General features: G+C 59.4%; 11 protein-coding genes and 1 pseudogene. 10 read left to right on the top strand and 2 right to left on the bottom strand.

Features of this window, described 5'->3' with window-relative positions; genetic code table 11:
- Positions 1 to 429: 429 nt before the first annotated feature.
- Both ACZXDY_RS42735 and ACZXDY_RS42740 read right to left on the bottom strand, forming a co-directional pair.
- Positions 430 to 1,419 carry a GTP pyrophosphokinase gene (locus ACZXDY_RS42735; RefSeq protein WP_464349617.1) on the bottom strand — a complete coding sequence of 330 codons (990 nt, stop codon included), beginning with the start codon at positions 1,417 to 1,419 and terminating at the stop codon, positions 430 to 432.
- Entirely contained in the window at positions 1,416 to 2,498 is a 1,083-nt protein-coding gene (locus ACZXDY_RS42740; RefSeq protein ID WP_464349618.1) for a nucleoid-associated protein, read from the bottom strand. The genes ACZXDY_RS42735 and ACZXDY_RS42740 overlap by 4 nt, the downstream gene beginning before the upstream one ends.
- A gap of 588 nt (positions 2,499 to 3,086) precedes the next feature.
- Here ACZXDY_RS42740 and ligD point away from each other — a divergent pair.
- From ligD to copD, 10 genes and pseudogenes are all read left to right on the top strand, one after another.
- Positions 3,087 to 3,995, top strand: a complete 909-nt coding sequence (gene ligD / locus ACZXDY_RS42745) for a non-homologous end-joining DNA ligase (RefSeq protein WP_464349619.1) — start codon at positions 3,087 to 3,089, stop codon at positions 3,993 to 3,995.
- A gap of 364 nt (positions 3,996 to 4,359) precedes the next feature.
- A pseudogene (locus ACZXDY_RS42750) lies at positions 4,360 to 4,536 on the top strand (hypothetical protein); the annotation flags it as partial.
- 181 nt (positions 4,537 to 4,717) lie between these two features.
- The gene (locus ACZXDY_RS42755) at positions 4,718 to 5,116 is read left to right on the top strand and encodes a hypothetical protein (protein WP_464349620.1); all 399 of its coding nucleotides are present in this window, start codon (positions 4,718 to 4,720) and stop codon (positions 5,114 to 5,116) included.
- A gap of 80 nt (positions 5,117 to 5,196) precedes the next feature.
- Positions 5,197 to 5,451, top strand: a complete 255-nt coding sequence (locus ACZXDY_RS42760) for a hypothetical protein (RefSeq protein WP_464349621.1) — start codon at positions 5,197 to 5,199, stop codon at positions 5,449 to 5,451.
- Complete coding sequence (locus ACZXDY_RS42765) at positions 5,448 to 6,884, top strand: TolC family protein (protein ID WP_464349622.1); 1,437 nt, start codon at positions 5,448 to 5,450, stop codon at positions 6,882 to 6,884. Before ACZXDY_RS42760 ends, ACZXDY_RS42765 begins: the two co-directional genes overlap by 4 nt.
- A gap of 12 nt (positions 6,885 to 6,896) precedes the next feature.
- A complete protein-coding gene (locus ACZXDY_RS42770; RefSeq protein ID WP_464349623.1) occupies positions 6,897 to 8,276 on the top strand; it encodes a multicopper oxidase family protein in 1,380 nt (459 codons plus the stop codon).
- 146 nt (positions 8,277 to 8,422) lie between these two features.
- Entirely contained in the window at positions 8,423 to 8,725 is a 303-nt protein-coding gene (locus ACZXDY_RS42775; protein ID WP_464349624.1) for a copper-binding protein, read from the top strand.
- Positions 8,726 to 8,939: 214 nt separating this feature from the next.
- The gene (locus tag ACZXDY_RS42780) at positions 8,940 to 9,248 is read left to right on the top strand and encodes a hypothetical protein (protein WP_464349625.1); all 309 of its coding nucleotides are present in this window, start codon (positions 8,940 to 8,942) and stop codon (positions 9,246 to 9,248) included.
- On the top strand, positions 9,245 to 9,724 hold the full coding sequence (locus ACZXDY_RS42785; RefSeq protein ID WP_464349626.1) for a copper resistance protein CopC: 480 nt from the start codon (positions 9,245 to 9,247) through the stop codon (positions 9,722 to 9,724). The genes ACZXDY_RS42780 and ACZXDY_RS42785 overlap by 4 nt, the downstream gene beginning before the upstream one ends.
- Positions 9,724 to 10,653, top strand: coding sequence for a copper homeostasis membrane protein CopD (gene copD, locus ACZXDY_RS42790; RefSeq protein ID WP_464349627.1), 930 nt, complete (start codon positions 9,724 to 9,726; stop codon positions 10,651 to 10,653). The genes ACZXDY_RS42785 and copD overlap by 1 nt, the downstream gene beginning before the upstream one ends.
- Positions 10,654 to 10,903: the final 250 nt, after the last annotated feature.

Consider the following 10,903-nt stretch of genomic DNA (forward strand, 5'->3'; position numbering starts at 1 on the left):
ACTTATTGCTGTCCATAAGGGCTGTTACACAGCACTCGTCTTAACCCGACAAGGCGGCCCTCACCGGAGGGAGACGAATTACTCGACCAGTCGAGGCGATGAAGTGCCTTCTGTACGAGGATAGCGGTTGGGGTTGTGAGAACCACCCGGATCGGGCCTGGGAGGGTGAACACCGCCTGCGGCTGCGGTGGGGCCGGAGCGCCTTGCCCGGCCTGCAATTCCCCAGGTGACGGGGAGACGCCGCGCTTGCCATCTGGTTTTATGCCGCGCATTGACAAGGACGGTTGGCCATTGACAGGCCTCCGGGCGGAGAGAAACACCCGCACCAATTCACCGCCGCCCGCCCAACGTCAAAGGGCCTTTTCCTGGTCGATGGCCGCTTGTAGCTCGCCCCCAATTTGGGCAGCGATTTAGTTGGCGGGCCGCCTGCTAGTGGGGCATTGCTGTCCCAAGATCGGCGTATACAGGCGCAAGTTCATTAGGCGTTAGCGGCCATTTGTCGGCAGCCTGTCGGGGCGAGTCGGCCACCGCGTTATAAACGAGCAAGATGCTTGGCTGTCTGAAGAGTATTTTTGTTCTTGCTCGATCGCCGATGCGCTCGGGAACATAGCTCTTTGAGTCCAAGAACCCACGTAGCTTGTCTAGCTGTGTCGGATCGTCTGAACCATAGGCATCGAGCAGCAGACTTTCGGCCTTTGTAGGTTCGGCCGATTTGCCTATCCGCTCTCGATATAGATAAGTCAGTTCTTCGCTCAACCTCCTACTCGGTGTTACAAGCCGATCGATCAGTCTCGCGACGTCCTCGAAATAGTCGCCGGTAGCTTCGATCAACGCCATTGCCTTGGATACAGCTCGTTCCATTTCCGGCGTTTTCTCGACACTGGGCTTATAGATGGTGTCGTGCGTCAATTCGCTGTGCGCGTGCTGGAGCAGAGTTCGTATTTGCACTTCGCAAGGAGTACCTTTCGGAACAATGGTGCCGTCCAGATCAAGATCAGTTCGAGCTCGAACAATGTAGTGGATCGACTGATAGTCGAACACATAGGGCTTCTCAGCGATCTCCTCCTCGTAATCCCTGTCTTTAGAAAAATCCCACAGTTTGCACTGTTCGACTGAAGCTTGTACCTTCGAAATCTGGGTAGGAAGCAGAACAACAAGCCTGACGCCGACCTTGTCCGTTATCTCCTCGTATGGGTTTACATACGGAGTTTTGCGCTTCGTGTTGTAAAAGGCCTTCGTGATAAACGATCCGCCAGTCTTTAGGCGCGGCTTGATCGGCAACCTTACAAAGAGTTCGGTCGAAATAGGAGCGATCAGGGGCGCGAGGTCGTCCACTATGCACGTAGCCACGCGCTCGCCCCATTTCTCGTACATGGGGCGTTCGCTTGTCCAACGAGCTAGAAACTCCTCCTCATTCATGATTGATCGCGGATGTGATCACGGACCGTAATCCGCGTCCATTGTTGTGGCGCGCCATCCTTCGCTTCGCCGTCGATGGTTTCGACCGTCACCATGTCGTTAAACGCCTCGGGCGGAGCCGTAAATTTGATGCTGTTCGAAAAAACCATCTTGCGCAACCGAAGTTGGCTCTGCAGATCTGAGATGTCTTTCTGAATGGCGCTTGTCGGAAACTTCTTCTGCTTCATAAACGCTTCGAACGCGTCGGCGGTGTCGGCCGTGAGGAATTTCTTCGCAAACGAGTTCACACTCACCGTGGGCGTATTGTCGATCTTCAGATAGGTGTAGAGGCCTGTCATCAAATCGGCTCGCTTTTCCTGCGGAAGGTCCAAGTCCTTGATGAACGTTTTCGTATGATCGAAGAATACTTTCGTTAAGAAAGCGCTGTTTTGAGGGATCACGCAGCAGAGAAATGCTTCGTAGAAGTACTGTGCGGCGCCGTCCCGGTTTGCGCTACTCATGTGACTGTCGAAAACGAAGGCCCTCCATCCAGACGGAAAGCTCTTAGGATCAGCAGCATGGTCGGCGTGAACGAATATGCCGATCTTGTAGAGTTTAGCTGCGGGAGTAAGGAACAGATCCTTGAGGTACGATGCGTCGAGCGCACCCCGCTTTACCTCTCGCAGAAATCCTGACTGAGTTTCTGCCTTGATGATGCCGAGGAAAGGACGGGCTGGGCTACCGACCGTTCCAGAGAAAACGACAACAATGCCGCCCGGTAGCTTGCGAGCAATTTGCTTCGCTGTGAGTTGATCAGCAATTGCCTGCGATTGCTGGACGAATTGCGCATCACTAGCTTTGATTAGCTTCGCGGCGATGTCAGGCACATTACCGGCCGATCCATCCATGATGGTCATTTCCATGCTCTTGGAGTTGTTTCCAAGGGCGTCGATCACACGCGACTTGAAGTCGTCAATCGCGTCGACAGGCAATTGCAGAAGTTGGCCGCCGTAGCGAGGAGGAATTGGTAACTTGTCGTCCTTACGCTGAAAGACCTCGTGCAAAATCATCCGCCGAACGGACATATTTTCAAGAAGCATCTCGGATTTCCCCTTAGCCCTTCCGCCATCTAAGAGGTTCCGACAGAGTTGCAAAAGAAGAAATTGCCGCGTCGCACTATCTCGGCGTGTACGCCGAATGCCTAAGAACAAAATAAGAACTGTCGGATGACCCGTCAAGTTAACTCTACAGGCCGAGCAGGATCGAAGTCTGACTAGGCTGATGCTCATTCAACCGGAACAGCAATGCCAGACATAAAGCCGACCTCCTCACTTCGGCACTTCAGGGCCTCGAAGCAACGGAAAAGGTAATATGGTGGCAACTGTGGGCCTTAGGAACTAAGGAGTCGTCAGGAACCCGAGGCCGGCGGTTGTCTCGGCCGCTCACCTTTAACGGCATGGACAAGCGTCTAACGCCTCGTTGTCTGCCCCATTCCTACCCCTTGGGCGGAGCCGATTCTGTAGCTACTTGCGGCCATTCCGACCGTCATAGAAGCCCGAGGGGCCTGTCTTTTCGCACAGCACGGGCGCTACAAGAAACTGGGATGTGCCCTGACCGTTCGGGACTCGTGGGAGAAAGATGGTTAAACTACCCGCCATATTGACGGCGCCTTTTTTGTGAGTTGCGTTGTGAAGCGTACCAATTTTCCGGAAATGCCGGGTTTCATTAAGCCCCAACTCGCGACCCTTCGCTCGAAGGCTCCTCCAGGCGACCAGTGGCTCCATGAAATTAAATACGACGGCTACCGAATCCAGCTTCATCGGGATAAACGAAAAGCGAAGGCCTACACTCGCACTGGCCTCGACTGGACCAAACGCTTCTCGGTCATCGCAAGCGCCTTCGATATCCCCGGTCAAGCGATCATCGATGGGGAGGTAGTGGTCATCCATGAAGGCCGCACCAACTTCTCCGAATTGCACGCTGACCTCGCCAGAGGCGACCAGGACCGTTTGCTGTACTACGCCTTCGATCTCCTATGGCTCGACGGCAAAGACCTTCGCAAGACGTCGCAGATTGAACGAAAGGCCATGCTGCAGGGCCTGTTCAACACCAACCAGCTCGAACCGCCAGTGCTCTACAGCGAGCACGTCCAGGGTAACGGCCAGCAGCTCTTCGAGCATGCGGCTAAGCTGCACTATGAGGGCATTATCTCCAAACATGCCAACGCGCCGTACCGGTCAGATCGCAATGAAGGCTGGCTGAAAATCAAGACCGTCCACCGCGGGCAATTTCCGGTCATCGGCTTCATCAAGGACCCCAGCGGGATAGCGGCCCTGTACCTGGGCAAGCAGGAGGGCGAAGAGCTGCGATACATGGGAAAGGTCGGGACGGGATGGTCCCGTACAGTTTCCAGTAAAATCAGGAAACAGCTCGATACCGTCGTTAGCCCGAAATCAAAGCTCACCAAGCCTGTCAGGAAGCCGAAGGCCACGTGGGTAGAACCGAAGTTCGTTGCCGACATTGAGTACCGAGACATCACGTCGGAGGGCTTGCTGCGCGCAAGCTCCTTCAAAGGGCTTACGCGTGACAAATCCTAAGTGTCCGATCTGCTTCGGCATCGGTTGGGTCTGCGAGAACCATCCGAACCTCGCCTCGAGTGAAGAGCTGGGCTGTCAGTGCAGCGCGGGGATGCCGTGCCTATGCAACCGGCCTGACGATGATGGGATTGACGAGCCGGACGTGAGCGGGGTCCTCGATGAGACCCGGCCCGTGAAGCATTAGCGTCGCGCAGCGTTCTTCCGACGATTGTAAGGCGAGCGGCTGATCGGCTTTAGCGAAATGCCCTCGCGCTGCGCCTTTGCTAGGCAAAGATGCCGGCGGACGGGCATATCTTAATGCTGATGACCCCCCTCACCTCATACCGCGCAGGCCGGTGCTTACCTCGTCGAGGGCCATGTTCCCGCCACCGCCCTGCGGCGCCTCCTCTCCGAGCTTCCGAATGCCAAAGTATTGCTGTGCCCGGAATGCCGATCGGATCGCCGGGTGGAGAGCCCCAGCCCTATACGGTCGTACTCTTCGGCGCGGCTGGCCGAAAACCCTTCATGCGCTTCATCGGCAACCAGGCGATCGGCTGATTGAGGCCGTAACATCGGAGCTCGTCGAGGAAGCAACGCATTCAGGCTGCAAGAAGCCAGATTCTGGTAATTAGAGGCCCCAGATACTTGGCGGAACTTGGCTTTCCCGATACTCTCATCGAGTCGGAGCGCGAGGAAAATTGTTCTCGAAACTGAACAGAGCGAAACGGAAATGGGCGGGGCGCTTGGTCGCGCTGCTTTATCTGTTTTGCGTGCTCGCGCCGAGCGCAGCGCTCGCGGTTGGCTCCGGACCGGCTCCGTGTTTCGACGAAGCCCCGACCGTCGCGCACGCCCACGACGAGGCGGTTACGGCAAAGCACGAGCACGAGGGCACTGTCCATCACCACGACGGGGCGCATCACGGGCATCAGACCGCAATCGCAAATGCTGAAGCAGGGCACGAAGGCCACCATACTAAGGGCGGACCCGGACCCTGCTGCGCGATGCTCTGCCTTTCCGCCATTCCAGCCGATCTGCCGGCAATGGCAACTCCGGTGCAGCCGGTTTCACTCTGCTTATCCGCAAATTACCAGCGCCTTCCCGGCGAGGCGCCCACCCTGCTCTACAGACCTCCCATCGCCTGACCTGACGTGACGAGGCGGCACGACGCGCGCGGCCCGCGTGCGCCTGCCTGTACTCCATCGGCAGTTCAGGAGATGCATCCATGTCTTCGCAGTTTTCGGCGAAGTTTTACGCTATCGGCGCCATAGCCGCTGCGCTCGCGAGCGCGGTCGCCGGCTGCGTGCCCGCGACCACGCAGCTCGCGGCCGCCGATCCCGCCGATCCCACAGCACGCGTAGCTGCTGTCAGATACCGCTCGACCACCGCACCCTACACCAGTCTACGGCCGTCGGCGCCCGCGCCCTGGCGCGAGCACAATGAGAATGTCACGCCGAAACGTGGACAGGAATCGCAATGACGACGCATCTCGCGATACGCGCCCCCGCAATCGGCCTGCTGCTCACCGCCGCCCTCGCGCTGTCCGGCTGCGCATCCTTCTCTCTCGACAGTGGCATGACCGTTGTCGCCACGGCGACCGAACGGGCCATTGGCAAGGATGTCGCCTTCGTGCGAACGGCCGACGATGTCGACGTGGTGCGCGGAACGGTGCGGCGCCTGCTCTCTCGTCCATTGAACGTCGAGGCCACCGTGCAGGTCGCGCTTCTCAGCAATAAAGGTCTGCAGACAGCGTACAACGAACTCGCGCTGGCCGAGACCGATCTGGTCGAACAGAGCCTGCCGCCGAACCCGACGTTCGCGATCTCGCGGATCTCAGGCAATGGCGCGAGCGAGGTCGAACGCCAGGTGGTCGGCGATATCCTGGCGCTAGCCACATTGCCGTTCCGCTCCGAGATCGCGCGCGAGCGTTTCCGGCAGGCGCAGCTCCGCGCCGCGCTGGAGACCTTGCGGCTCGCCGCCGATGTCCGGCGCGCCTACTTCCGCGCGGTCGCGGCCAACGAAATGGTCATCCTGCTCACCGATGCGAAATCGACGGCGGAATCAACGGCGCAGCTCGCCAAGAAGCTCGGCGAGACCGGCTCGCTCAACAAGCTCGACCAAGCCCGTGAGCAGGTGTTTTACGCCGAGACCACTGCTGACCTTGCGAGTGCGCGGCAGGAGGCGGCAAGCGCGCGCGAACGATTGGCGCGATTGATGGGATTGTGGGACGACGATCTCGCGTTCCGGCTACCGGACAAGCTGCCGCCGCTGCCGCGGCGCCCGCGGGCGCTGCCTTCGATCGAAGCGGACGCCGTCGGGCATCGCATCGACCTTCAGATCGCGCGCATGGAGCTTGTGGGGCTGGCAAAGTCGCTCGATCTCACTGAAGCCACGCGCTTCGTCACCTTGCTCGATCTTGCCGGCGTCGCCAAGCGCACCCAAGATCCCGAAGGGCCGCCGTTTCGCGAGCGCGGTTTTGACGTCACATTTCAGATTCCGGTGTTCGACGGCGGCGAGGTGCGCGTTCGGCAAGCAGCGGAGACATATAATCTCGCATTCAATCGCCTAACCGAACGGGCCGTGAACGTGCGGTCGGAGGCGCGCGACGCCTACCAGGTCTATCGCTCAACTTACGATATCGCGGTTCACTTTCAGCGCGAAATCCTGCCGCTCCGCCAGATCATCACCGAGGAGATGCAACTGCGCTTCTCCAGCATGCAGATCGACGTGTTCGCGTTGCTGACGGAGGCGCGACAACGCCTCGCCTCACTACGCGCTGCGATTGATGCGAAGCGCGCATTTTTCCTGGCGCAATCCGACCTGCAAACCGCCATCAATGGCGGCGGTTCGAGTGCACGGGAGACGCCAACCACAACGGCCGCGGCGACTCCGCCAGCCGCGGCTCCGCACTGAATGGAGGAACAGATGTTTTCACGCAGAGCGTTTCTCGGCAGCGCCGCACTCGTCGGAGCCAGCGCTGTCAGCGGCCGTGTGCAGGCTGCAGCCATTCCGGAAGCGCCCTTGATGGACAAAGCAGCATCGCAGCCGCCGCTCTATCCAACTTCGGGGCTGGAGTATCGGCCCGTCGTCACGCTGAACGGCTGGTCGTTGCCATGGCGGATGAATGGCGAGTGGAAGGAGTTTCATCTCGTCGCCGAGCCCGTGGTGCGCGAATTCGCCGAAGGCATGAAGGTCAATCTCTGGGGCTACAACGGTCAGGCTCCGGGGCCAACCATCGAAGCGGTCGAAGGGGACAAAGTCCGCATCTTCGTCACCAATAGATTGCCCGAACACACAACCGTGCACTGGCACGGCATGATCATCCCCAGCGGCATGGACGGCGTCGGTGGCCTAAACCAGCCGCACATCAAGCCCGGCAAGACCTTCGTCTATGAATTCGAACTGAAGAAGAGCGGGACCTTCATGTACCACCCGCATTCGGACGAGATGGTCCAGATGGCAATGGGCATGATGGGCATGGTCGTAGTCCATCCGCGGGACCCTTCGTTCCGCCCCGTCGACCGCGATTTCGTCTTCATCATGAGCACGTATCTGATCGATCCCGGCACTTACCTGCCGAAGGTCAACGAGATGACCGACTTCAACATGTGGACCTTCAATAGCCGCGTATTTCCGGGCATCGATCCCCTGCCGGTGCGGCTCGGCGACAAGGTCCGCGTCCGCATGGGCAATCTCACGATGACGAACCACCCGATCCACCTGCACGGGCACAGCTTCGCCGTGACCTGCACGGACGGCGGCTGGGTGCCGGAGAGCGCGCAATGGCCGGAGGTCACCATCGACGTACCGGTCGGCGCGATCCGTGCCTTCGACGTGGTTGCCGACAATCCCGGCGATTGGGCGTTCCACTGCCACAAGGCACATCACACCATGAACGCAATGGGTCACGACATGCGGAACATGATCGGTGTGTCGAAGAAGGATCTGGCCAAGGCCGTCGGCAAGCTCGCTCCGGACGCGATGGTGATGGGTTCGACCGGGATGGCGATGGGCGAGATGGAGATGCCGGCCCCGGACAACACGCTGCCGATGATGACCGGCTCCGGCCAGTTCGGCCCGATCGAAATGGGCGGGATGTTCACGGTGATGAAGATCCGCGACGGGCTGGCGCGCGACGATTACCGTGACCCCGGTCCGTACAAGTATCCGGAGGGCACGGTCGCCTACGAAGTCGACGCGCCGCGGGGCGACGCACCGCGCCAGGTCAACCCCAAGACCAAGGACACGGCGCCGGGGCCGAAGGGAATGAAGGACATGAACATGAAAGGGATGAAGGGCATGTAGCTACTAAAAAAGCAGCGACGTACTCGATCAACAGGAGCCGACAATGGAGCCACTATTTGCATTTGCGGCTGGAGCCTGCCACCGGGAAGCAGGAATGATCGGCGCCATCCTCGTCAAATAATCCCAAGCCACCAAAGGAAAGAAGCATGAAGACCGCCAAACTCGCAGTAGCCACCCTCGTATTCTCGCTGTTCGCTTCGCTCGCCGCGTCCGCGCAGGACTCGATGGTCAAGGGCGAGGTGAAGAAGGTCGACCAGGCAGCCGGCAAGATCACGCTGACCCACGGGCCGATCAAGAATCTGGATATGACCGACGAGAACATGACGATGGTGTTCCGGGTCCAGGATCCGGCGATGCTCAAGCAGGTCAAGGTCGGCGACAAGGTGCAGTTCGAGGCCGAACGCGAGACCGCCGGCATCACGATCACCAAGCTGCAGAAGGGGAAATGATGGAAAGTCCGGCGGTGCCATTCACGGCTGCGGCCGGACGACCCGCCGGCGACGGACCTCTTGCGGATCAGCCGATCGGCAAGAGGTCTTCGGTAACCGATTAGGCGCGAGCACACCGAAAGATCGTTTTCCCGCCAGATTGCATTCAGTCGTCATTCACCGCGTAGCAGCTACCGTCTGCGAACGGTGGGGCAAGACGCGAGAGGAGAGGGTCATGGCAATCAGGAAAACATTATTGACGGCGACGGTTCTGTTTGCGGTGGCGCCCGTAGTTCCGGCGCTGGCGCATGACGACGACTACAACGGATATGGCAGCCATCGGGCGCTTCACGACCAGTTGGGCGAGGCGCACGAACGCGCCCATGAAGAAGGATTCGAAAGCCGAGGCGAGCACAGAGCGTACCATCGGGCTCTTCGCGACTTGCACGAAGACTATCACGGTGAACGCGGCGGATATCGGAGCTACTACACGCCGCGCTACTACTACGCGCCCCGGTACAGGGGCTACGGGAACGGCTGGTGATAGCCGCAGCCCAGGTTCGATTGTCGAAGCGACGCAATTCATCAAGACGGAGAAGGACGATGTCACAGGTTCGAGTATTTGGCGTTTTTACCGCCCTCGCGTTGGGCTTGATGGCAACGTCCGCGGTAGCTCATCCAAAACTGATGTCCGCGGTTCCGGCTGCGGACATGGATGCGAACGCATCGCCGAAGGAAAGCGGTGTCGCCACAAAGAACAAAGCCGACGGCGCTCCAACGGAAATCCGGCTGATGTTTTCCGAAGCCGTCATCGCGAAAATGTCCGGCGTCGTATTGAAGGACGAGGCCGGCAAACCGGTTCCGACGGGCTCTCCGCAGACCGATCCTCAGGATCAGAAGCAGCTTGTCGTGCCCGTTCCCACTCCGTTGGCGCCCGGACGGTACAACGTGACCTGGCATGCGGTATCCGACGATACCCACCGCGTTAAGGGCGAGTACAACTTCACCGTCAAGCGCTGATGATCGACGCGGGGCTGGTTTTCACACGATTCCTTCACTACTCGGCGTCTCTCGTTCTGTTCGGGGTCGCTTTGTTTCCGCTCTACACCTATCCGCGCAGCAAGGTCGACGGCCGCGGTGGGCACAACCGCATGCTGACGACCTGTTGGGTCCTGTCACTTGTCGTTCTCGCCAGCGGCGCGTTTTGGTTCGTCAGCGTCGCTACCAGCATGACGGACGCCGCGATGAGCTGGGAGACAGCTCGTTTCGTACTAACCGAAACGAACTATGGCGCCATTTGCCTGGCACGGCTCGCGACGATCGCGGGCGTAATCTTCGTCCTTGCTCTCGTCACGTTTCGCCCGGCGCACTGGCTCGACCTGCTGTTGGCAGTCCTCAGCGCGGTTTTCGTCGCAAGCCTGGCGGGCACCGGTCACACCCAGGCCGAGGAAGGGCCGGCCCGTCTCGGACACATGCTCGCGGACGCGCTGCATCTCATCGGTGCCGGCGCGTGGCTCGGCGGCCTCGTCGTCTTGTTCTATCTGACCGCGACGTCGCTTCACCCGGGCTCTTCAGAAAGCAGACGGCTAGAGGCGTGCAATGCAGCTCACCGATTTTCGGCTGTGGGATACCTAGCGGTTGCGACGATCGTAGGATCGGGCCTCGTGAATTCATGGTTTCTGGTAAGCCCGGTGACCAACTTGATAAAAACCGAATACGGCTTACTCCTTCTGATCAAGGTGACTCTTTTTGCCATGATGGTTGGACTGGCGGGCGCCAACCGGTTTCTCATATTGCCGGCGCTGACCGATCCGGCCGCTGCCGACAGCGCAATCAGCGTACGACGTTTGCGGCTTCACATCCTGCTAGAACAATGTCTTGGCTTCGCGATAATCCTGGTTGTCGGATTGCTTGGCACGATGGAGCCTGCAATCAGCGCATCTCCATGAAGACGGTTTCCCTGGCGGCAAACGCCTCCGGTCGGAGATAGCGGGTCCTTTCCCCAAACGTCGGCTCTCCCATCAGCGTGGGAGGTAGGTCGTCGCTGCAACGCACGAACTTGCGGTTGTCTAGCCGTCGCCGCTGGCGCTCCATATTTCCATGTGCTCGACGGCACGATGGCAAAGCAGGGACATTTGCAGTCACTCACCTGTGGTCGCCAAGTCAATTGGTGCTAGCCTACCGCATTCGCAATCCATC

The sequence above is a fragment of the Bradyrhizobium sp. LeoB3 genome (assembly GCF_055456055.1).